We start from the raw sequence: 23,035 nt of genomic DNA on the forward strand, positions 1-23,035 counted from the left end.
GCGCAAAAGCGGACCGACCCCCTCGGTCACGCCGGGGAGGTCGGTCCGCTGAGACGGAAGCCGTCAGCCCTCGATGTCCCGAGGGTCGCGGCTGCGGGGGTACGTGTTCTTCTCCCCGATCGTGCCGTCCTGCTTCTTGATCACGTGTTCGACGCCGCGGTCGGCCGCCATCTCGCGGCCCTGGGCCTGCGCGTCAGCCTTCACGTCATGCGTGCTGCTGGCCCGCTCCTGGCCCTCCGGCTTGTTCTTCCACTGCCCGTCCTCGTGGTACGTGTCGACGTCACCCTTGGCCATGACCGGCTCCTCCCTGCGTCTGCGCTGTCTCCCGAATCAGTGCCCGCGAGCCGTGCCGGGCAAACTGCGGTCCTCAGGAGACGGCCGGGCAGTTGTTGCTCACCCGCCGCAGGATCTGCTCGCGTTCGTCGGTGGTGATGCCCGACGGCGTCCCGTCGAAGTGGGTCTCGACCTTTTCCCAGCCGCGACGCTGCTCGTAGTGCAGGTGCGGGGCTCCGGAGTTGCCGGTGCTGCCGAGCCGCCCGATCTGGTCACCCTGGGCGACCTTCTGACCCACGGTGACCAGCGGAGGTTCGAGCATGTGCAGGTACTGCGTCTCCCACTTGCCGCCATGGTCGATCTTCACCCAGTAGCCGCCGCCGCGCCCCCGTGGGCCGTCCGGGTTCTCCGGGTTCCGACCACCCAACGAGCCGTTGATGCCCGCCACTGTGACGGTGCCGGCGTACGAGGCGAGCACCGGCCGCCCCCACGTCTCGCCCTCGACCGGGAAGAAGTCGACGTCGTAGTCGTCGTGACCGGGGTAGGTGCTGAGTTGCCACGTCTCGCCGCAGGTCACCGGCATCTGGAAGAGCGGGCGCGGCCCGGCCGGTCGCAGCATCGGCACCGCGACCACCGCGACGCCCAGGACGGCCGCCGCCGCGACGAGCGCGAGCAGGAGACGGATGGCACGGCTTCGAGGGCGGCGGTGGGAGCGGGATCTGGTGGGGCGACCGGTCGTCACCGGCCCGAGCATGGCAGATCCCAGCAACGTTCCGATCCCGAGGTGACGCACCCGCAGCGGTGACATTGCAGTCGCACCGCAAACGAGATACCGTCGGATACAATGCAGTCGTATTGCAACGAGAGTGGGCTCCCATGCACGTGATCGCGTTGTCCGAGGTGACCGCCGCCATGACCGCCCTGGTCGGCGGCAAGGCTGCCGGGCTGGGCGAGCTGATCCGGCACGGCGAGCGGGTCCCCGACGGTTTCTGCGTCACCACCGAGGCACACCGGCTCGGCGTCGTCCCCACGGTCGAGGTCGTCGCCGCGTACCAGCGCCTCGGCGCGGGCCCGGTGGCGGTGCGCTCCAGCGCCACCGCCGAGGACCTGCCGGACGCGAGCTTCGCCGGGCAGCAGGACACCGTCCTCAACGTCACCGGCACCGCCGAGCTGATCGCCGCCATCGAGAAATGCTGGGCTTCGCTGCACGGCGACCGCGCGACCGCCTACCGCGACGCCCGCGGCATCGATCACCAGACGGTGCGGATGGCCGTCGTCGTGCAGCGCATGGTCACACCCGCGGTGGCGGGAGTGCTGTTCACGGCGAACCCGCTGACCGGGGGCCGCGACGAGATGGCCGTCGACGCCGCTGCGGGCCTCGGTACGACAGTGGTGGACGGCGCCGCCGCCGTCGACCACTACATCCTCGACGACGTCGCGCGCACCGAGGCCGGATGCCTGACGTCCACGCAACTGGCCCGCCTCCGCGCCGTCGGCGAACGGTTGCAGGCCCACTTCGGCTGCCCGCAGGATGTCGAGTGGGCGATCGACGCGGACGACGTGCTGTGGCTCCTCCAGTCCCGGCCGATCACCAGCCTGTTCCCCGCCCCACCGCTCAGCGAGAAGCCCCTCCCCCGCGTCTACCTGGAGTTCGGGCACGTTCAGGGCATGCTGCAACCGGTCACCCCGATGGGCATGTCGACTCTGCGGACGCAGATCGCCGCGATGCTCGCCGCGCTCGGGGTGCGGGTCGAGATCGTCGACATCGGCGGCCGCCTCTACGGTGACCTGACCGACCTCGCCCGTGACCGGTCGTCCCGCAAGCGGCTGGTGAAGCTCCTGGCCGTCGACTTCGGGCCGCGCGCCCAGGCGGTGATGCAGCACGTGCTGGCCGATCCCCGGTTCGCCCCGACCAGCGGCGGCGCCCGGCGCGGTGGGGCGCCGGGCGCCGCGTCGCTGCGGACGGCCCGCCGCGCGGTGGTGGGCATCCTGCGGGCGCTGGCCCGTCCCGAGGCCGCGCGGACCCGGATGTTCGAGGCGATCGAACAGCTGAGGGTGAGTTCAGCAGCCCCCGCCGAGCTGCGTACCACCGCCGACCGGCTGCGCTTCGTGCAGGCGCAGGACGCCGAGGCCGACGACAGCGCCGACGCGATCATGTGGCCGATCGTCGCCGGGATGCTCGCCGCCGCCCTACCGGCCGCGCTGCTCAAGGGCGTCGCCGGCCCCGACGAGATCCACACCGTGCTCGGCGGCATGCCGCACAACGTCACCATCGAGATGGACCTGGCCCTGTGGCGGCTCGCCCAGGGCGTGGGCGACCACCGGCAGCTTCTCCTGGACACCCCGCCGGCCGAGTTGGCCGCACGCCACCTGCGCGGGACGCTGCCCGACATCGGCATGGCGGCCTTCCTGGACGTCTACGGGCACCGGGGCGTCGCCGAAGTCGACCTCGGAGTGCCGCGCTGGGCGGAGGACCCCACACCGGTCTTCGCCGCGGTCGCCAACTACCTGCGGGTGACCGATCCGCACCAGGGTCCCGACCAGCGCTTCCAGCGGGCCGCCGCAGCGGCGGAGACAGCGCTGGAGGAACTGGTCACCCGAGCTCGCCGTCGGCGGCCGGTGCGGGGCGGGATCGCCGCTTTCCTGTTGCGCCGGGCGCGGTCGTTGGCCGGCCTGCGCGAGGCCGGCAAGTTCGCCGGGCTGTACCCGCTGCGCGAGACCCGTCGCCAACTGCTGCTCATCGGCGCCGACCTGCACGCCAACGGGTTGCTGGACCAGCCCGACGACATCATGTTCCTGACCCTCGACGAGGTGCACACAGTCGTACACCAGGGTGTTGATCTGCGCGGCACCGTGACCGCTCGACGGGCCGTGCACCGCCGGGAGCTGCGGCGTCGGACGGTACCGGTGGCACTGCTCTCCGACGGTACGGATGTCGAGACCGTCCTGCCGGCGGCATCGACCAGCGACGGGACGCTCGCTGGAGTGGGTGCGTCGGCGGGCCGGGTGACCGGCCCCGCCCGGGTGGTGCGCGACCCGAGCACCGCCCACGTCGAGCCCGGCGAAGTCCTGGTGACCGCGACCACGGACCCGGGCTGGACCCCGCTGTTCCTCACCGCGTCGGCGCTCGTCACCGAGACCGGCGCGATCATGGCGCACGGCCCGACGGTGGCCCGTGAGTACGGCATTCCCGCCGTCATCTGCGTGCCGGACGCCACCCGGACCATCACCACCGGGCAGCTCGTCACGGTGGACGGCGGCGCCGGCACCGTCACGCTGCACCGACCCTCGGCCTCCGAGCGAGAAGGACGACAATGACCGACACGACGACACCGACCAGGGCGCGGGTGGGCCCGCTGCTGCGGCGGGCGGCCGAGGCCGAGGCCGCGACGTGGCGCAGCCTGTACGTGTGGGCGCGGCGTCGTCCACTGCCGCTGGGGCCCGGCGACGAGCCGTTCGGCTACCTCGGCGTGGTCAGGCCGATCCTGGGCATCTTCATCGGCCTCTCGGTCGTGGAGATCCCGATCTTCGACGTGGTGGTCACCCACGTGGTGCCGTGGCGGCCCGCCCGCTGGATCGTGTTGGGCCTCGGCATCTGGGGTCTGCTCTGGATGATCGGCCTGTTCGCCAGCATGACGATCCACCCGCATGTCGTGGGTGACCGGGGCCTGCGGGTGCGGCTCAGCTGGGGCATCGACGTCTGGATCCCGTGGACCGACGTCGAGGCGCTGCGCAAGCGCTACCGATCGCTGCCGTCGAGCAAGTCGGTGCAGGTCGAGCAGGAGGGCGACCGGCGGGTGGTGTCCATCTCGGTCGGCAGCCAGACCAGCATCGACGTCCTGCTGCGCCGGCCGCTGACCTTCGACCTGCCGAAGACCGGGTCCACACCGGTCAACGAGCTGCGACTGTACGCCGACGACCCGGACGGCCTGCTGCGCAGCGCCCGGGGCACACCGGCGAGCCAGACCGTCAGCCGGTGACCGCCGCGCTGGCGGAGTCTCCGGGCCACCCACTGTGAAACGATCGAGGCCATGCCCAAGAAGGTCGATCACCAGGAGCGACGCACCCTCATCGCGGACGCGCTGATGCGGGTCGCCGCGGATCAGGGCCTGGAGGCCGTCAGCCTCCGACACGTCGCCGCCGAGGCCGGCGTGTCCGCCGGGATGGTCCAGCACTACTTCCGGACCAAGGACGAGATGATGGCGTTCGCGTTGAGCGTGGTGCGCGAGCGCAGCCAGCTCCGGGTCACCGAGGCGGTGGCAGGGCTGGGCGAGACCCCCTCGCCTCGGCTGCTGCTGCGCACGATGCTCGCCGCGCTGCTGCCACTCGACGAAGCCACCCGCGACAACGGGCGGGTGGCGCTCGCGTTCCTCGCCTACACGGCGGTGCGACCGTCGGCCGCGCCCAGCCTGCACGAGGACACCGCGCAGTTCACCGGGTTCATCGCCAGCGTCCTGCCCGACCGGCACGGCGCCGCCGCAGCGGCCGGCCTACTGGCGCTGATGGAGGGGCTCGGCGTCTACCTGCTGGGCGGGCAGTACACCGCCGAGCAGGCGCTGGGCGCGCTGGACGCCCACCTCGACCTGCTCTTCGGCTGATCCCGTCGTAGCTGGCCGTTGGCCCCCCGGCGAGGGGCGGCACCGACCAGGATGAGCGGATGAGCCGCGTCCACCGGGCCCGGCCGGTGCTGGTCGAGGAGGCACACCGGGCCACCACCTTCGAGATCTTCTTCGACCTGGTCCTGGTCTTCGCGCTGACGCGGCTCATCGGTTTCATGGCGGAGTCGCTGGGACCGCTCACCCTCTACCAGGGCCTGCTGCTCCTGCTCTGGTTCTGGTACGCGTGGAGCTGCTACGCCTGGCTGGGTAACCAGGTCCGCGCGGACAACGGCCCCGTGCTGGCCGGAATGCTCGCGGCGATGGCCGCCATCTTCGTGGCCGCCCTGGTGATCCCGGAGGCATGGCAGCGCCACGACGGCGCGTTGAGCCCGCCGCTCACTCTGGCCATCGCCTACATCGTGGTCCGCGGGGTGCACCTCGCCCTGATGACCTACGCCTCGTCCGGCAACCCGCAGTACCGCCGGCAGACCCTGCGCTTCGCCGTGTCCACCACACTCGCCTGGGTTCCGCTCCTGGTGGGAGCCGTCCTCGGCGGCACCGCGCAGACCGTGCTGTGGACAGTGGCGTTCCTCGTCGACTACGGCGGCGGCCGGATCGCCACCGCCGCCAGCTTCGGCGAGGTCCGCAGCGGCGCCCACTTCGCCGAACGCCACGGTCTGGTGCTGATCATCGTGCTCGGTGAGTCCCTGCTGTCGGCCGGGGCCGGCGTGGGCCTGACCATGATCGCCTGGCCGATGCTGGTGGCCGCGGTGTTCGGCTTCGCCGCGACCGTGTGCCTGTGGTGGCTCTACTTCGTGGGCGTCGCCCCGGAGGCCGCGAAGGTGCTGACCTCGGCCTCGCCGCGTACCCGACGCCGTCAGCAGTTGGCATCGGACGCTTACACGCTGGCGCACCTGCCGCTGGTCGCCGGGGTCGTCTACTTCGCCCTGGGCATCCACCTGATCCTCGCAAGCCTGACGGATCAGCCTCGGCACCCCGCCGGGGTGCCGATGGGATGGCCGGCGACGACAGTGCTCTACGGCGGTGCCGCGCTCTACCTCATCGGTCGTCTGCTGTTCCTCCGGCTGACCGTCGGCGGCTCGCCGGGCCATCTCGCCGCGATCGGCGTCGTCCTCCTGCTGCTGCCGGTGTCCCGGATCCTGCCCGCGCTGGCCGCCCTCGGCCTGCTGACGGCCATCCTCACCGCCCTGGTCCTGTACGAGCGGCTGCCCCGGGCCGACTGACCCTCCCCGACAGGGAGATGTCAGACGACCCAGGTCAACGTGTTCAGCTCGCCCTGGTGCCCCGCGCCTTCAGTCGGCGCAGCTCGTCGGCGGACATCAGCCAGGTGGAGTTCGTCGTGCCCAGGCCGAGGAGCACCTGGTCGAAGGTGTTGCCGTCGTTGTCGTCGGTGTAGCAGACGCTCACCTCGCCCCAGGGCGACGCGGCGACCGCGAAGTGCTCCTGGCGGCCCGTCGTGGTCTGGCTCAGCGCCTGGGCCGCCAGCCGGCCGGTGGACGTGCCGTCCGGGTTGAGGCCCCGCGCCCAGACGTCCGGGTTGGCGCCGGACACCGTCCAGCCCACCACCACGTTGTCCTGGTCGTCGATGCCGACAGCGGGAGCGGTGGCGCCGGCGCCGGTGGAGACCGGAACCTCGTCGTGCCGGGCCGTGCCCGCGGCGGTGAACGATCGGGCCCAGACACCCCGGGTGCCGGTGTGGTCGGATTCCCAACCGACCGTGAAGTCGCCGGCGAAGTTCGCCGCCACCGAGGCGCGCTGCTGCTGCCCGCCGCTCTGGGCGTTGGCCGTCCGCCGCGACAGCGCCACGGCACCGTTGGGCCGGGCCAGCCGGGTCAGCCCGATGTTGTACGAGCCGTTGGCGTCGGCGTCCTCGTCCCAGACCACCAGCGCCTCGCCGGAGGCGGACACCGCCACGTCGGGACGGTGGTGCGTGCCCGTCGTCTGCGAGGCCGTCACCTCGTACGCCTTGGTGGTGGCGGCGGTGAAGCCGGCGGCCTTGACGGTGGCGGGAGCGGTGCCCTGCACGTCCTCCCAGACCACTGTGAAGCCGACGGCGGCGGCGTTGGTGGGCGCGCCGTCCGGGTCGACCGAGACCTTCGGCCAGATCTGCTGCCCGGCGTCGCTGGCGTTGGCCTGCCCCGAGCCGAGCACCGCGCCGGCGGGCGACACCACCCGGTACTGGATGTTGTAGACGCCGTTGCCGTCGCCGTCGGCGGCCCAGACCGCCACGGCGTTGCCCCGGTCGTCGAGCCCCACGTCGGGGCTGAGGTGCCGCCAGGCGGCCCCGCTGGTCCCCCCGGTGCTGAGCTTCAGCTCGTACGCGGGCGTGCCGTCGCGGAACAGCCGCAGGTAGATCTCGCTGTGGGTGTCGTCCTCCGGGGCGGTGCCGTCCCGGTCGTCCTCCCAGACCACTGCGACGTGACCGTTGCGGTTCATGGCGATGGAGGGCAGGTCCTGGTCGCCGGTGGCGACGCTGTTCGCTGTGGTCCACGTGACCGCCTCGGCGGTCATCGCGGTCGGGCCGAGGACCACGTTCGGGATGAGCAGGGACGCGGTGAGCAGTGCGGTGATCGCGGTCATTGTGGCTCTCTCCCTTACCCGGCCTGCAGGCCGGGCTGGCCGTCGAGGATGACGAACGAACGCACGGTGGACGCCGCCGCGCCGTGCTCGGTCACGGAGTTCACCGCGCGGAAGTCCGCGCGGACCTGGCTGCGGCTGATGGTGGTACGGACGTAGCCGCGCCGGTCCGAGTAGAACTTCAGGTGCGGGTTGGCCGCCGCGTTCGGGACCGTGGTGCTGCCGCTGCCGTTGCCGGTCGAGCTGATCGAGGTGCAGACCAGCTCGGTGCCGACGGTTGCCGAGGAGGGGTTGGCGTAGTCGGCCTTGAGGTTGTTGGCCCACGACCGGTGCACGTCGCCGGTGAGCACCAGCGGGTTGCGCACCCCGCGCTGCTGCCAGCCGGTCTGGATGCGGCTGCGGGAGGCCCGGTAGCCATCCCACGCGTCCATGCTCGCCGCCCCGTTCGCGTCGAGCTGCTGGGCGAAGAAGACCTGCTGGCCGAGGATGTCCCAGGTGCCGTAGCGCTGGGCCAGCCCGTCGAGCAGCCACGCCTCCTGGGTGGCGCCGGTCAGTGACCGGGAGGCCAGATCCGCGTCGGCGCAGACCTTCCACCCGTCGCCGCAGGCCTGGTCGTCGCGGAACTGCCGGGTGTCGAGCATGTGGAAGGTCGCGAGTTGTCCCCACCGGATGCGCCGGTACAGCGGAATGCTGTTGCCGTTGGCGGCGGACGCCGGTCGCAGCGGCATGTTCTCGTAGTAGGCCCGGTACGCGGCGGTGCGCCGGGCGGTCCACTGGGCGGCGGTCAGCGTGGGGCTGCTGTCGTTGCGGACCATGGTGGCGTAGTTGTTCTCCACCTCGTGGTCGTCCGGCACCACCAGCCAGGGTGCCGCCGCGTGGGCCGCCTGCAGGTCCGGGTCGGACTTGTACAACGCGTACCGGCGGCGGTAGTCGGCCAGCGACACGATCTCCGCGCCGACGTGCTGCCGCACCGTGGAGCTGCCGACGCCGCCCTCGTAGATGTAGTCGCCCAGGTGCAGGATCAGACCGGGGTTGTCCTCGGCCATCCGCCGGTACGCGGTGTAGTAGCCGGCCTCGTAGTGGGCGCAGGAGGCGAAGGCCATCACCAGGTCGCGGCCGAAGGCGCTGGGCGCCGGGGCGGTCCGGGTCCGCCCGACCGGCGAGATCTGCCCCTGGGCCCGGAACCGGTAGTAGTAGTCGGAGTCGGCGGCGAGCCCACCCGCGATGGCGTGCACGGAGTGCGCGTCGGCGTACCGGGCGACCACCGAGCCGGAGGAGACCAGCGAGGTGAACCGGTCGGTGGTGGACACCTGCCACTCCACTGTCACGTCGGCGTTGGCCATGCCGCCCTGCCCGTCGGCGTTGAGCGGGGAGGGTGCCAGCCGGGTCCAGAGGACCACGCTGTCGGGCGCTGGGTCACCGGACGCCACACCGAGTTTGAAGGGGTACGGCACCGCGGCGCGGGCACCCTGGCGGGGTGTCACAGCGACTCCGGCGGTCACCAGTCCACTGAGGACGAATATGCGACGGCTCAGCCTTGTCATGGTCAACAGCCTCGGGAACGTCGATGAACGGCGATGGCTGCGCGGCGGAATCCGACATGACGGAATGCTGTCCGCGTCAAGGCGTTCAGGTGTCCGGACCACCCGGGCCGGGAACCGGACCGTCAGGTGAGCGGGGACGGCGACTCCGCGCCGGGGATCACCAGCGTCGGCGTACCGGACCCGTCCGCCGGAACGCTCCAGACGTCGGGCTCGCCGTCGTCCCGGCGCAGCGCGTAGGCCAGCTTTCCGCCGTCCAGCCACGCGGCCTGGTCATCGACGCTGCGGACCTCGGCGGTCGCGGTGACCCGCATACTCGACAGGTCCAGGACCGACAGCCGCCAGCCCTTCGTCGGGTCGGCGTCGACCGCCTCCTTGAACGCGAGCCGGGTGCCGTCCGGTGACAGCGACGGGCACTCGACGTTCTCCTTCAGCGTCTCGACCGTACGAGCCGCGAGGTCACCCCGGACGAGGTACCTCCTACCACCGGTAGCCATCGTCGCGTAGAAGCTGTTGTCGTCGGCGGTGAAGGTGACGCCCCAGTAGTTGACGTCCGCGTTGCGGTAGCTCCGGCCGTTCCGGGTGATCGCGAACTCTTCGAGCGAGGCCACTGTGGTGCCGGTGCGGGTGTCGAGGATCCCGGTGCGGGTGGAGAATCCACTGGAGGTGTACGAGTCGCCACCGACGAACGTCGTCCAGGAGACCATCCGGCCGGACGCCGAGACCCGGGCCCGGTTCGGCAGCCCCGGCACACTGACCGCCCTCGTCTGGCGCAACGTCGCGTCGAGCACGACAACCTGGTATGACCACGCGGTCTCCGGCTTCAGACAGACCCCGGTGCCGGCCGCCGCGTACACCCGGAGGCACTCCAGGCCGGCGACGGTGCGCGGCCCGGCGGGGTCGGTCGCGGCGACCGTGGAGACGTGCCGGTCGGTGATCGCCAGCAGGCGGGGCCCGGGTGCCAGGGTGACCGTCTGCTCGCCGCTGGCGGGTGGCGGCGTCCGGGGAGCCTGCGCGGCAGTGGCGGCGTAGCCGGCCGCCACCGCGCCCAACAGCACTGCCGAGGCGACCACCACGCCGAGCTTCGCTCGGGTCGACATCGCTGTCATCGGGGTACCTTCCGGGTGGTGAGTCGGGACGGGGAGGCCAGCAGGAGCAGCGTGCCGACCAGGACGCCGGCGACGGCCACGGCCGCCGCGCGGATCGCGTTCTCCGGCCCCCACGCCTGCCAGGCCAGACCGAACAGCACGGAGGAGACGAGGTACGCGAGGGCCTGCCCGGTCTGCACCAACGCGATTCCGGTGGTCCGCAGACGCGCCGGCAGCACCGGACCGGCGAGCGCGATGAGCACGCCGTCGGTGGCCGCGTAGAAGGCGCCGTACAGAGTCAGCGCCAGGGCGATCAGCGGCCAACCGTCGACCGGGCCGGCCAGCAGCAGGTACGTCGCACCGAGGGCGGTGTAGCCGCCGATCACCACGGGCAGGCGACCGATCCGGTCGGCGAGTACGCCGAGCGGAGCGGCGAGCAGCAGGTACGCCAGGCTGGTCCCCACCGCGAGCAGCGGGAACCAGCGCAGGCCAAGGTCCATCCGGCGTTGCAGCAGCAGGTAGACGAAGCCGTCGCCGATGGTGGCCAGCCCGAGCAGCGCGGCGGCCAGCACCAACCGCCGGGCCGGTCCGCCGCGCAGCAGCCCGAACGCCTCGCGGACGGAGACCTTCGGATCGTTGGTCGCGTCCGCCGCCTTCCCGTCCACCACCTCGCCGGGCGGCTGCTCCCGAACGAAGAGCACGAGCACCACGACGGCCAGGGCCGCGATGCAGAAGCTGGTGACGAAGACCGCGTCGTACGACTGCCCGACGACCAGCAGGACCGCGAACGCGGCGAGCGGCCCGAGGAACGCGCCGACGCTGTCCATCGCCCGGTGCACCCCGAACGCCCGACCCAGCTCCTCGGGTGGCGTGGAGAGCGTGATCAGCGCGTCGCGCGGCGCGCTGCGAACACCCTTGCCGAGTCGGTCGACGGCGATGACGGCGCCGATCGCCGGGATCGACCGGCCGGCGAGCAGCAGGCCGAGCTTCGCGACCGCCGAGAGCGTGTAGCCGATGCCGGCAATCAGCTTGCGCCGCCGGAACCGGTCGGCGGCGAAGCCACCGACGACCCGCAGCAGCGCTGTGGCGCCGGTGTGGACGCCGTCGAGCACGCCGAAGGTCACCGGGCTGAGGTGCAGGCCCAGCACCAGATAGAGCGGCAGGACCGCGGCCACCATCTCGGCGGACACGTCGGTGATCAGACTGACAGTGCCGAGCGCGACGACGTTGCCGCTGACCATCGTGAACCGGCGGCGTCGGGGCCCCGACCCGGGTTGGTCGGCGACCGGTCGGGAGACGGTCGACAGGTACACGAGCATCTCCTCTGATCGACGGTCGACGGGCAGCCATCGTCCGTACTCAGTGGAGGTCGCACAACGGACCGCGGATGGCGTCCGGGCGAGGGTCGGATGAACGGGCTCCCAACACCGAGGTGTTCGCCTGCCGGGACGCACTGTTCATCCGCCCGTCGCCCGCCGGCTCATCGACCTTCCTACATTCCTTGCGCTCTACCCACGAGGTAAGGAGTCCTGGATGGACATTCGATTCCCCCGTCCGCCGGTGACGCTGGGGGTGGTCACGGTGATCGTCGCCGCGACCGCCGCCGTCGTCGTGACCGGCGCTGGCGCGGCGTCGGCGGCGAGCGTGACCTTCACGCCGGTCGCCGACACCTACGTCCAGAGCGACACGGCCGCCACCAACTACGGCACGTCCACGCAGGTAGTGGTCGACAACTCGCCCGTGCGGCGCTCGTTCCTGCGCTTCACGGTGAGCGGTGTCAGCGGCACGGTGACCGGCGCCAAGCTGCGACTGCGCACGATCAGCGGCAACAGCGGCAGCGACGCCGGTGGCACGTTCCGCCGGATGTCCAACACGACCTGGTCGGAGACCGGCACCACCTGGAACAACCAGCCGACCATCGACGGGGCCACACTCGGCACGATCGGCGCGGTCAGCGGCAACACCTGGTACGAGGTCGACGTCACGGCCGCTGTCACCGGCAACGGCACGTACAGCTTCGGTGCCACCTCGACCAGCGGTGACGGCGCCTACTACGACACCCGAGAGAGCGGCGCTGACGCACCGCAACTGGTGGTCACCACCGGGACCACCACGCCACCCCCGTCGGGCGACCCCGTGTTCGTCGGTGCCGGCGACATCGCCGACTCCGGCTCCGGCGACAGCGCCACCGCGACGCTGCTCGACAGCATCCCGGGAACGGTCTTCACCACCGGCGACAACGTCTACGACAGCGGGACGGCGTCGCAGTTCACCAGCTACTACGAGCCCACCTGGGGTCGACACAAGTCCCGCACCCGCCCGTCGCCGGGCAACCACGACTACAACACGTCGGGCGCGACCGGCTACTACAACTACTTCGGTACGTCGGCCGGCCCGAGCGGGCGCGGCTACTACTCATTCGACCTCGGCAACTGGCACGTCGTATCGCTGAACTCCAACATCAGCATGTCGGCCGGCTCGACTCAGGAGCAGTGGCTGCGCGCGGACCTGGCCGCCAGCAGCAAGCCGTGCACCATCGCGTACTGGCACCACCCGCTGTTCACGTCCAGCTCCAACCACGCGCCGTCGACGTCGACGCGTCCGCTGTACCAGGCCCTCTACGACTACAACGCCGACGTCGTCGTCTGGGGGCACAACCACGTGTACGAGCGGTTCGCCCCGATGAACCCGGCCGGTGGCGCCGACTCCAGCCGGGGTCTGCGCAGCTTCGTCGCGGGGATGGGCGGTGCCGGCCACTACGGCTTCGGCACCATCCAGCCCAACAGCGAGGCGCGCAACAGCTCAGCCTGGGGCGTCCTGAAGTTCACCCTGCACTCCAACAGCTACGACTGGCAGTTCGTGCCAGTAGCCGGCCAGACCTACACCGACACCGGCACCAACACCTGCCACTAACCCCCACCCCACCCCACCCCACCCACCCCCCACCCCGTCGATCTTGCACTTTCTGTCCCGACTTATGCCGCGTAAGCCGCAGACCGTCAACACAAAGTGCAAGATCGCGGAGTCGGTTGGAACGCAGTGGCCCCTGACCGCTCTGCGGTCAGGGGCCACTGCGTTCTGTTCAGGCGTCAGCGGGCGGTGCCGGCGCGACGCTTGTTGTAGACGTCGAAGGCGACCGCGACGAGCAGAACGAGACCCTTCACTACCGACTGGGTCGACTGGTCGATGCCCATCAGCTGCATGCCGTTGCTCATCACCGCCATGATCAGACCACCGACCATCGCGCCCACCACGGTGCCCACGCCACCGGTGACCGCCGCGCCGCCGATGAAGGCCGCGGCGATCGCGTCCAGCTCGAACATGTTGCCGGCGGCGGGCTGGGCGCCGTTCGACCGCGACGAGTAGATGACGCCGGCCACCGCCGCCAGGAAGCCCATGTTGACGAACATCCAGAAGTTGACGGTGCGGACCTTCACCCCGGACAGCGCCGCCGCCGACAGGTTGCCGCCGATGGCGTAGACCTGGCGACCGAAGACGGTACGCCGGGTGAGCAGGCCGTAGACCAGCACCAGGACCGCCAGGATGATCAGCACGATCGGCAGCCCTCGGGCGTGCGCGAGCTGCCAGGCGAAGTACATGAGGACCGCGCCGACCAGCACGACCCGGGCGACGAACAGCGGGAACGACTCGACGGGCTGCTGGTAGCGGATCCGCGCCACCCGGGTGCGGAAGCCACTGACCGCGTAGCCGGCCACGGCGACAGCGCCGATCAGCAACGTGAAGGCGTCGAAGCCCTGCCCACCGAGCAGGCCGTTGAGGAAGCCCGCCGCGACCTGCTGGTACTCGGACGGGAACGGCGACAGCGAGATGTTGTCGAGCACCCGCAGGGTCAGACCCCGGAACAGCAGCATGCCGGCCAGGGTCACGATGAACGCCGGAATGCCGGCGTACGCCACCCAGAACCCGTGCCACGCGCCGACCGCGACGCCGACGACCAGCGCGGCCACGACGCCGATCCACCAGGGGTGACCCTGCTGGATCACCAGGACGGCGGAAACCGCTCCGGTGAGCGCGACGACCGATCCGACCGACAGGTCGATGTGCCCGCCGATGATCAGGATGACCATCCCGATGGCGAGGACCAGGATGTACGAGTACTGGAGGACGATGTTGGTGATGTTGCCGGGGCTCAGCAACACCCCGTCGGTCAGGACCGCGAAGAGCGCGACGATGACGACCAGGGCGACGTAGATCCCGCTCTGCCGCAGGTTGTTCAACACCAGCGCCCGAAGGTCGCTCGTCCCGCTGTGCAGGGCGGCGGTGGGCGTGCTGTCCGGGGGCGTGGGGCGCTCCGTCGAAGGGGTCTTGATGCTGGTCATCCGACGAGCTCCTTGTCCTTGGTCATCAGCTCCATGAGGCTCTCCTGAGTCGCCTCGGCCACCGGCATCTCGCCGGTGATCCGGCCGGCGGCGAGGGTGTAGATGCGGTCGCACATTCCGAGCAGCTCCGGCAGCTCGGAGGAGATGACGATCACCGCCTTACCGGCGGCCACCAGCCGGTTGATGATCGTGTAGATCTCGTACTTGGCGCCGACGTCGATCCCGCGGGTGGGCTCGTCGAGGATCAGCACGTCCGGGTCGGTGAACAGCCACTTCGACAGCACGACCTTCTGCTGGTTGCCGCCGGAGAGCTTGCCGACCACCGCCATGACGCTCGGCGTGCGGATGTTCATCTCCTTGCGGCTCGCCTCGGCAACCTTGATCTCCTCGTTGCCGTTCACCCAGCCCAGGCGGGACAGCCGGTCCAACGCGGCGGCGGACACGTTGCGCCGCACGTCGTCGATGAGGTTGAGGCCGTAGCGCTTGCGGTCCTCGGTGACGTAGGCGATGCCGTTGTCGATCGCCTCGGCGACGGTGCGCGCCTGCACCTCCCGCCCGTGGACGAAGAGTCGGCCCCGGATGTCGCGCCCGTAGGACCGACCGAACACGCTCATGGCCAGCTCGGTCCGCCCGGCCCCCATGAGGCCCGCGATGCCGACGACCTCGCCGGCGCGTACGGACAGCCCGACGCCCTCGACGACCATCCGGTCCTGGACCGGGTGCCGCACCGTCCAGTCCTCGATGCGCAGGACCTCGTCACCGGGGGACGACTCGCGGTCGGGGTAGAAGCTGTCCAGGTCGCGCCCGACCATGCCCCGGATGATCCGCTGCTGGGTCACCTCGTCGGACCGCATGTCGAGGGTCTCCACGGCGCGCCCGTCGCGGATGACGGTGGTCGAGTCGGCGATGGCGGTGATCTCGTTGAGCTTGTGCGAGATCATGATGCAGGTGATGCCCTGCTCCTTGAGGGCCCGCAACAGGTCGAGCAGGTGCGCCGAGTCGATGTCGTTGAGCGCGGCCGTCGGCTCGTCCAGGATGAGTAGGCGCACCTTCTTCGACAGCGCCTTGGCGATCTCCACGAGCTGCTGCTTGCCGACGCCGAGCTGGATGACCGGGGTGACCGGGTTCTCGTGCAGCCCGACGGACGCCAGCAGCTTCGCCGCTTCGGCGTTGGCGAAGTTCCAGTCGATGAGCCCGCTGCGGCCTCGCCGCTCGTTGCCGAGGAAGATGTTCTCCGCGATCGACAGGTACGGCACCAGGGCGAGCTCCTGGTGGATGATGACGATGCCGTTGGCCTCGCTGTCGCGGATGCCACGGAACTGCATCGGCTTGCCGTCGAAGAGGATCTCGCCGTCGTACGAGCCGGACGGGTAGACGCCGGACAGCACCTTCATCAGGGTGGACTTGCCGGCGCCGTTCTCACCACAGATGGCGTGGATCTCCCCGCGGCGCACTGCGAGGGTGACGTCCTCCAGCGCGGTCACGCCGGGGAAGGTCTTGGTGATGCGACGCATCTCGAGGATGGTGTCGTCCATTGTCACTGTCCTCCGTCAGGTCTGGACGTGTCCGCGCCCAGGCGTCGGGCCCGGCGGGTGACCGCCGGGCCCGACGAGTGGCTTACTTCTTGGCCTGACCGGCGGCGACCTCTTCCGCCGTCCAGTAGCCGGAGTCGATCAGCGTCGCCTTGATGTCGTCCTTGTAGACGGTCGCGATCGGCAGCAGGTACGCCGGGACGACCTTGACGCCGTTGTTGTACGTCTGGGTGTCGTTGGCCTGCGGCTGCTTCTTCTGCAGGAACGCCTCGGCCGCGTTCACGGCCTGCTCGGCCAGCAGCCGGGTGTCCTTGAAGACCGTGGAGCTCTGCACGCCGTCGTTGATCAGCTTGATCGAGGCGATCTCCGCGTCCTGGCCGGTAACCACCGGGAGCTTCTTCGCGCCCTTGCCGTAGCCGGCGTTCTGCAGGGCGGTGATGATGCCGCGGGAGATGCCGTCGTACGGCGAGAGCACCCCGTCGACCTTCGAGCCGTCGTTGTAGCTGGAGGTGAGCAGGTTCTCCATCCGCTTCTGCGCGGTCTCCTGCTGCCACCGCAGGATGGCTACCTGCTCGGGGGTGGTCTGCTTGGACTTGACGACCAGCGTGCCGTTCTCGATGAACGGCTTCAGGGTGTCCATCGCGCCGCCGAAGAAGTACTGGGTGTTGTTGTCATCCAGCGACCCGGCGAAGAGCTCGACGTTCAGCGGCCCCTTGGCCGTGCCCTTCGAGCCGTCCTTGTTCAGCAGGCCGAGGCCGACGAGCAGCGCGGTGCCCTGGGCGACGCCAACCTTGTAGTTGTCGAAGCTGACGTAGAAGTCGACGTCCTTGCTGCCACGGATCAGTCGGTCGTAGGAGATGACCGGGATCTTCGCGGCGGCGGCGGCCTGCAGCTGGCTGCTGAGCGCGGTGCCGTCGATCGCCGCGAGGACCAGAACATCGGCACCCTGGGTGATCATCTGGTCGACCTGCTGCGACTGCGTGGGGATGTCGTCGCCGGCGTACTGGAGGTCGACCTTGTAGCCCTTGGCTTCCAGCTTCGACTTCACCGCGTTGCCGTCGGCGATCCACCGCTCCGAGGTCTGCGTCGGCATCGAGACACCGATGGTCAAATCACTCGGCTTCTCGTCACCGGACTTCTCACCGCTGCCCGCACCCCCGCCGCTGCACGCCGCCAAACTCAGCGCGAGTGCCGCGCCGCCGAGAGCAACCAGGAATTTCCTGCCCACGGGCTTCTCCTCTCTGGACTCCCCCGCCGACTGCCGGGGCCAAGTGTCATCTTTCGGGTAGTGTTAGCGCTCACATAGATTGCGTCAACACCAGATCCGAAATACCGGTGTCACGGTCTCGTAACGGAGCATCCAGGCGAGCGTAGCCATGTGGCCGATCCACCGGAAGGGCAGGACGCGGCGACTCAGCGTGGTCGTCCGCAGCACTCTACAGACCGGTGCCCGCGGACGACATCTGTCGTCCGCGGGCACCGGCACTGCCGTCGGATCAGGTGGGTCGCCGCGACCTCGGCGGTCGGCGGCCCCGGTCGGCTACCGCTGCGACCACCGCTGGTTCGCCGCCGCGGTGCAGGTCCAGAGGATCACCGTGGTGCCGTTGGCGGTGGCGTTGCCGTTGACGTCCAGGCAGAGCCCCGACTGCGTGTTGCTGATAGTGCCGTTGGCGTTGACCGCCCACTGCTGGTTGGTCCCGCCGTTGCAGTCCCAGATCTGCACCTTGGCGCCGGCCGCGGCGTTCGGCGGCGCGTCCAGGCACTTGCCCAGGGCCTGCAGGGTCCCACCGCTGCTGGTCCAGCGCTGGTTGGCAGCGCCGTTGCAGTCCCAGATGACCGGCTGCGTGCCGTTGGTCGTGTTGCTGTTCGGCACGTCGAGGCAGCGACCGGAGGCGGCGCTGGCGTACGCGCTCGACGTGGTCGGCGGCGGCGTCGTCGGAGGAGTCGTTCCGCCACCGCTGACCCGGTACACCACAGTGCCGTGGGCGGGGACGCTGGCGCTGATGGTCCCGCTGCTGGTGCTGGTGCCACCGGTCCACGCGTCCACCAGGGTGAACGACGACCCGGACTTGCCGATGGCCGCGGCCGTGGTCGAGATCGTCGTCGTCGAGCCGCCCTGGTTGAAGAGGGCGACGGCGACGTCACCGTTGGCGAGCCGCTTGGCCAGCACCCGACGCGTGCCGTCGAACGACACCTGCGTCCCCTGCAACCCGAGCGAGTCCTGGTTGATCGCGATCAGGTTGGCGTTCTTGAGGATCGTCTGCGTCGCCGCGTTCATGTTCCGCACGTCGTTGCCGGCGATCAGCGGAGACGCCATGATCGCCCACATCGCGAAGTGGCTGCGCATCTCCGTGTCGTTCATGCCGCCGCGGCCGATCTCCATCATGTCGGGGTCGTTGAACCCACCCGGCCTCGCGTAGGACGCCAGCGGAACGGTCACGTTGATGATGTTCTGGATGCCCATCGGGTAGCCGTTGGTCTGGCCGGTGTCCCACGCGTTGGTGATGTCCTCGGTGGTGCGCCACATGTTCGCCACGTCGCCCCAGTTGCGCTGTGGGCCGGTCTTGGCGTGGATGCTGTTGGGGTTGATGCTGTAGACGATCGGCCGACCGGTGGCGGCCAGCGCGTCACGCATCTTGGCGAAGGTGGCCACCTGGTCGTTGATGCTGCCCTCCGGCGAGCACCAGTCGTACTTGAGGAAGTCGACACCCCAGGCGGCGAACTGGCGCGCGTCCTGCACCTCGTGGCCCCGACTGCCGGTCGCCCCGGGGTAGGCGCCGAAGTACTGCGCGCAGGTCTTGTCGACCGGCACCTGGTAGAGGCCGAACTTCAGGTTCCGGGCGTGCAGGTAGTCGCCGAGCGCCTTCATCCCGCTGGGGAACCGACTCGGGTCGCCCTGGATGTTGCCGGAGCTGTCCCGGTTGGGGTTGAACCAGCAGTCGTCGACCACGACGTAGTTGTAGCCCAGGTCCCGCATGCCGGTGCTGACGATCGCATCCGCCGTCTGCCGGATCAGCGCCTCGTTGATGTTGCAGCCGAACTGGTTCCACGAATTCCACCCCATGGGTGGAGTGCGCGCCACGCCGTTGTCCAGTGCCTGCGCGGTCGGGGCGCGAAGGCCGACCAGGGCGCCGGCGAGCAGAATTCCGGCCGCCAGTGCGCTCCCCCAGCGACGACCTCGGGTATTGCGGTTCATCGAGCCTCCTTGTCGGTGACGCCCGCCCGTGTTTACGATCGCTGGTCGGTACGCCGATAGTTGGACGCCAATTTTTGTTAGCGTTAACAGAGACGCCCATCATGTTACGACGACATTTCACGAGGTTCAATACCTTCACCGCGTCGTATCGCTCGACATCGATTAGTTACCCTCAGCAACCCATCGAGCCGCGTCTTATTCGGCGAGGAAGCCGAAAATTGGCGCACGCTGGCGCGGCGGACCCACCCGCGCGTTCACTGCTGGGCGGGGCGTGGCGGGCCTCTCCCCGCACCGCGCGGGGCGACCTCCGGTGGCGCCAACCGTCAGTGACGAGGTGGAGCGACGCTCTCGCGGGCGACCAGAGCGGGGGCGATGGTCTGACGCAGCGCCCCACTGGTGCCCGACTCGATCTGGGACAGCAGCATCTGCAGGCTCGCTCGCGCCACCGCGTCGAAGTCCGGTCGGACGGTGGTCAGCGGCGGAATGAAGTACGCCGCCTCCGGTACGTCGTCGAAGCCGACCACGCTGATCTCGTGCGGCACCCGTCGACCGAACTCGTGCAGTGCCCGCAGCACGCCCAGCGCGAGATGGTCGTTGGCGGTGAAGACGGCGGTGACCTCCGGCATCCGCGCCAACATCTGCCCGCACCGGTAACCCGACGCCGCGGACCAGTCCCCCGGCATCGGCGGCGGCGGTTCCAGCCCGGCGGCCACCAACGCCTGCCGCCAGCCGTCGATCCGACCCACGCTGTCGAACCAGTCGGTCGGCCCGGAGACGTGCCAGACGGTGCGGTGCCCGGCGTCGAGCAGATGTTGCGTCGCCGCCCGGGCGCCCGCCACCTGGTCGACAGTCACCAGCGGCACCGGCCGACTCGGGTCACCGTCGACAGTGACCAGCGGGACATCCTTGGGTAGGCGCTCCAGCGCCTCACCGGCCGACTCGACCGGGGCGATGACCACGATGCCGGCGACCCGGTGCGACAGGTGCCGCTCGACGGCCGCCGAGATGGAGCGGTGGTCCAGGTTTCGCACGCTGCCGACGCTGACCGCGAAGCCCTCTTCGGCGGCGGTCTGCTCCAGGGCGGCCAGCAGCGACGCCGGACCGTAGAGCGTCGTGTTCTGCGCGACCACACCGATGACCTGCGATCGACCTGTCACCAGGGCACGTGCCGCGCCGTTGGGGCGGTAGCCGAGTTCGGCGATCGCCGCGCGTACCCGAAGCCGGGTCTGCTCACGGACGTTGGGGTGCCCGTTGAGCACCCGCGACACCGTCTGATGGGAGACACCGGCGAGACGAGCAACGTCCGTCATCGCGGGACCGTGGACGGCCATTTCACTCCCCCCGCTACATCTCCGGCCCGCGGCCCGTCGACGTCGACTGGAGCGGCCCGGCCCGATCCCCCTCGCTCAGTCACCACGCCGGTGCTGAATCCCAGGTGACCAGCGCTGGATCGCCGACAGTCTACGCCAGCAACGGCCCCGAACACGGCACGCCCGTGCGGGGACCGCTCGAGGCGCCGAAGCCGTACAACGCGGTGCCCGTTCGGAGTCCCCCACCAACTGGCACGGGACGCGGTCCTGATGTGGTACGCCGGCCTGCCCTCGCCCCTGGGCAGAGCGTGGAACAGGCCGGCGAGGACCTGACGCGGTGGCGCGGACTTCACATGCCGCCTGGGCTGCGTCGCCAGCGCCACCGCTTAGTGCGATAGTCGTGTGACCGGTGTCACGGGGTGGTCAGGTCGAAGCGCCGCACGGTGACCGCGCCACCAAGCGCCTGCGTCGCGTGGTTGAAGATGGCGAACCGGTAGCCCATGAAGAACTGCCAGTTGTTCGCCAGCGTCAGGGCATTGCCGAACGAGGTGAAGTTCACCCCGTCGGTGCTGTACGAGAAACGGGCCTGTCGGCCGGAGCCGGGTCTGATGTCGGCGTTGGCGCGCAACCAGATCCGGCCACCGGAGACGGCGGTGCTCGCCACCTCGCTGCCGGTGCTGGTGGTGTTCCAGCTGCCGTCCATCGTCAGACCGTTCTGCATGACCAGTCGGGTGGAGCCGTTGTCCCGTCGGACTCCGATCCAGGCCGACGAGTTGCGCAGCACCGCCAGGCCGGTGCGATCACCGTCGCGCATGGTGGAGTAGTCCAACTCGATCGTCGCCGTCGAGGTGGGGCCCTGGATGCGGTGGGTCAGCGTGTTGCGCGCCTTGTACAGGTCGCCGGTGACTGTGGCGGTCTGCAGGTTCAGCCCGTTGTTGACCGACCACTTGCTGGCGTCCGGGTTGTGGTTCCACTCCCACTGCGGGCCGAGCGTGGTGCCGGCGAACGTGTCGGTGCCGGTGAGCGGCTTGACCGCCCGGGGCGGCGCGGGCAGGTTCGGCTTCGGGTACGAGCTGCCCCACGTGCCGTTGACAGTCTGCAGCACCGGCCAGCCGTCGCCGGTCCAGGTGATCGGGGCCATGGCCGGCATCCGACCACCGGGGTACGCGTCGACGAAGGACATGTAGTACCAGTCGCCGTTCTGGGTCTGCACCAGCCCACCCTGGTGCGGCACACCGCCACCGGAGATCGGGCCGGGCAGGTTGAGCAGCACCTGCCGCTGCTCGTACGGGCCGAACGGGCCGTTCGTCGACTTCAGCACGTACTGGCCGTTGGCCGGGCGGGTGAGCCAGATGTAGTAGGCGCCGTTGCGCTTGTAGAAGCGGGCGCCCTCCAGCGTCCCGATGCTCGACGGCGTCTGGTAGACCTGCTGGGCGCGGACCTGGGACTTCCCGTCCGCGGACAGCTGCGCCACGCTGATGGTGCCGTTGCCGTACGCCACGTACATGGTGTCGTTGTCGTCGACCAGCATCCCCGCGTCGTAGTAGCAGTTGGGGATGGTGGCGTGCTTGCTCCAGGCGCCGTCGACGGCGGACGCGGTGTAGATGTGGGTCTGGGCGAAGTCGATGCACCCGGCCCAGTAGTACGTCTTGTTGCTCGGCCGGTAGTTCAGCGTCGACGCCCAGATCCCGTCGACGTAGGCGTTACCACCGCTCATGTCGTACTTCGAGCCGAAGTCGAGCTTGGGTACGGAGTGGCCGGCGAACTCCCAGTTCACCAGGTCGTACGAGCGCAGGACCGGCGCGCCGGGCGAGTAGTGCATGGTGGACGCCGACATGTAGTAGGCGTTGTCCACCCGGATGATGTCGACGTCGGCGAAGTCCTGCCAGACCACCGGGTTCGGGTACGTGCCGTTCGACGGGGGTGGTGTCGTGGGGTCGGTCCCGCCGTCGACGCGGACGAGCTGCCACTGCTGGTTGGTGCCGTTCCAGTCGTCGTACTGCACGATGTTGCCGCCGTCGGCGGTCGAGGCGCCCTGCACCTCCATCACCTTGTTGCTGTTCCGGTTGATCAACCGGACGTACCCGCCGTCCGAGTCGGCCAGCCGGAACTGCTGGTTGGTGCCGTTGTTGTCGCTCCACTGCACGACGCTGGCGCCGTTGGCGGTCGAGCGGCCGGAGACGTCCAGCACCTTGCCCGACAACCTCGACTTGAGTCGGTAGTAGCCGCCTCCGGAGTCCACGAACTGCCACTGCTGCTGATTGCCGTTGTTGCGCGTCCACTGGGTGATCCGCGCACCGTCGGTGGTGGCCAGGTTGTACACGTCCACGGCCTTGCCACTGTTGCGGTTCACCAACACGTACCAGGCGCTGGTGTCGACGGTGGCCGCTGACGCCGGCGACGAGGCGACGGCCGCAGCCGCGCCGCCGACCACCAGCACCATCGCGGCGACGGCGAGTCTCGACAGCCACCCGCGCCGTCGTGGCGCACCCCGGGGAACCCGACCGATGGAAAGCATGATCCTCCTCTGCTGACGCGAACCGTGCGGTCTGGGTCGGC

General features: G+C 69.9%; 17 protein-coding genes. 5 read left to right on the forward strand and 12 right to left on the reverse strand.

Annotated features, from left to right (window positions below):
• Positions 1-63: 63 nt before the first annotated feature.
• Together NIE111_RS23085 and NIE111_RS23090 are read right to left on the reverse strand one after the other, a co-directional pair.
• On the reverse strand, positions 64-294 hold the full coding sequence (locus NIE111_RS23085; RefSeq protein ID WP_091401205.1) for a DUF2188 domain-containing protein: 231 nt from the start codon (positions 292-294) through the stop codon (positions 64-66).
• A 73-nt stretch (positions 295-367) separates the two neighbouring features.
• Complete coding sequence (locus NIE111_RS23090; RefSeq protein ID WP_238686364.1) at positions 368-1,027, reverse strand: M23 family metallopeptidase; 660 nt, start codon at positions 1,025-1,027, stop codon at positions 368-370.
• A 122-nt stretch (positions 1,028-1,149) separates the two neighbouring features.
• Between NIE111_RS23090 and NIE111_RS23095 the strand changes: the two genes are divergently transcribed.
• The 4 genes from NIE111_RS23095 to NIE111_RS23110 are packed head-to-tail and all read left to right on the forward strand — an operon-like array spanning position 1,150 to position 6,115.
• The gene (locus NIE111_RS23095; RefSeq protein WP_238686365.1) at positions 1,150-3,591 is read left to right on the forward strand and encodes a PEP/pyruvate-binding domain-containing protein; all 2,442 of its coding nucleotides are present in this window, start codon (positions 1,150-1,152) and stop codon (positions 3,589-3,591) included.
• A complete protein-coding gene (locus tag NIE111_RS23100; protein ID WP_238686366.1) occupies positions 3,588-4,253 on the forward strand; it encodes a hypothetical protein in 666 nt (221 codons plus the stop codon). Before NIE111_RS23095 ends, NIE111_RS23100 begins: the two co-directional genes overlap by 4 nt.
• Before the next feature lie 51 nt (positions 4,254-4,304).
• Positions 4,305-4,871 carry a TetR/AcrR family transcriptional regulator gene (locus NIE111_RS23105; RefSeq protein WP_238686367.1) on the forward strand — a complete coding sequence of 189 codons (567 nt, stop codon included), beginning with the start codon at positions 4,305-4,307 and terminating at the stop codon, positions 4,869-4,871.
• A gap of 59 nt (positions 4,872-4,930) precedes the next feature.
• Entirely contained in the window at positions 4,931-6,115 is a 1,185-nt protein-coding gene (locus NIE111_RS23110) for a low temperature requirement protein A (protein WP_238686368.1), read from the forward strand.
• Positions 6,116-6,158: 43 nt separating this feature from the next.
• Here NIE111_RS23110 and NIE111_RS23115 read toward each other — a convergent pair whose 3' ends face one another.
• From NIE111_RS23115 to NIE111_RS23130, 4 genes are all read right to left on the reverse strand, one after another.
• Entirely contained in the window at positions 6,159-7,472 is a 1,314-nt protein-coding gene (locus NIE111_RS23115) for a hypothetical protein (RefSeq protein ID WP_238686369.1), read from the reverse strand.
• A 14-nt stretch (positions 7,473-7,486) separates the two neighbouring features.
• Positions 7,487-9,013, reverse strand: coding sequence for an alkaline phosphatase D family protein (locus tag NIE111_RS23120; RefSeq protein WP_238686370.1), 1,527 nt, complete (start codon positions 9,011-9,013; stop codon positions 7,487-7,489).
• A gap of 122 nt (positions 9,014-9,135) precedes the next feature.
• Positions 9,136-10,119 carry a TolB family protein gene (locus NIE111_RS23125; protein ID WP_238686371.1) on the reverse strand — a complete coding sequence of 328 codons (984 nt, stop codon included), beginning with the start codon at positions 10,117-10,119 and terminating at the stop codon, positions 9,136-9,138.
• A complete protein-coding gene (locus NIE111_RS23130; protein WP_443677125.1) occupies positions 10,116-11,417 on the reverse strand; it encodes an MFS transporter in 1,302 nt (433 codons plus the stop codon). The genes NIE111_RS23125 and NIE111_RS23130 overlap by 4 nt, the downstream gene beginning before the upstream one ends.
• 214 nt (positions 11,418-11,631) lie before the next feature.
• Here NIE111_RS23130 and NIE111_RS23135 point away from each other — a divergent pair, with 214 nt between their 5' ends.
• The gene (locus tag NIE111_RS23135; protein ID WP_238686373.1) at positions 11,632-13,011 is read left to right on the forward strand and encodes a CBM96 family carbohydrate-binding protein; all 1,380 of its coding nucleotides are present in this window, start codon (positions 11,632-11,634) and stop codon (positions 13,009-13,011) included.
• A 176-nt stretch (positions 13,012-13,187) separates the two neighbouring features.
• Here NIE111_RS23135 and mmsB read toward each other — a convergent pair whose 3' ends face one another.
• From mmsB to NIE111_RS23165, 6 genes are all read right to left on the reverse strand, one after another.
• Positions 13,188-14,438, reverse strand: coding sequence for a multiple monosaccharide ABC transporter permease (mmsB, locus tag NIE111_RS23140; RefSeq protein WP_238686374.1), 1,251 nt, complete (start codon positions 14,436-14,438; stop codon positions 13,188-13,190).
• Positions 14,435-15,973 (reverse strand): multiple monosaccharide ABC transporter ATP-binding protein, encoded by a 1,539-nt coding sequence (mmsA, locus tag NIE111_RS23145; RefSeq protein ID WP_112585361.1) that lies wholly within the window; start codon positions 15,971-15,973, stop codon positions 14,435-14,437. Before mmsA ends, mmsB begins: the two co-directional genes overlap by 4 nt.
• An 82-nt stretch (positions 15,974-16,055) precedes the next feature.
• Complete coding sequence (gene chvE / locus NIE111_RS23150) at positions 16,056-17,198, reverse strand: multiple monosaccharide ABC transporter substrate-binding protein (protein ID WP_091401170.1); 1,143 nt, start codon at positions 17,196-17,198, stop codon at positions 16,056-16,058.
• 312 nt (positions 17,199-17,510) lie between these two features.
• The gene (locus NIE111_RS23155) at positions 17,511-19,166 is read right to left on the reverse strand and encodes a glycoside hydrolase family 27 protein (protein WP_238686375.1); all 1,656 of its coding nucleotides are present in this window, start codon (positions 19,164-19,166) and stop codon (positions 17,511-17,513) included.
• A 323-nt stretch (positions 19,167-19,489) separates the two neighbouring features.
• Positions 19,490-20,476 (reverse strand): LacI family DNA-binding transcriptional regulator, encoded by a 987-nt coding sequence (locus tag NIE111_RS23160; RefSeq protein WP_238686376.1) that lies wholly within the window; start codon positions 20,474-20,476, stop codon positions 19,490-19,492.
• 412 nt (positions 20,477-20,888) lie between these two features.
• Positions 20,889-22,994 (reverse strand): family 43 glycosylhydrolase, encoded by a 2,106-nt coding sequence (locus NIE111_RS23165; protein WP_238686377.1) that lies wholly within the window; start codon positions 22,992-22,994, stop codon positions 20,889-20,891.
• Positions 22,995-23,035: the final 41 nt, after the last annotated feature.

It is taken from the genome of Micromonospora hortensis, assembly GCF_022230935.1.
Taxonomy (GTDB): Bacteria; Actinomycetota; Actinomycetes; order Mycobacteriales; family Micromonosporaceae; genus Micromonospora; species Micromonospora hortensis.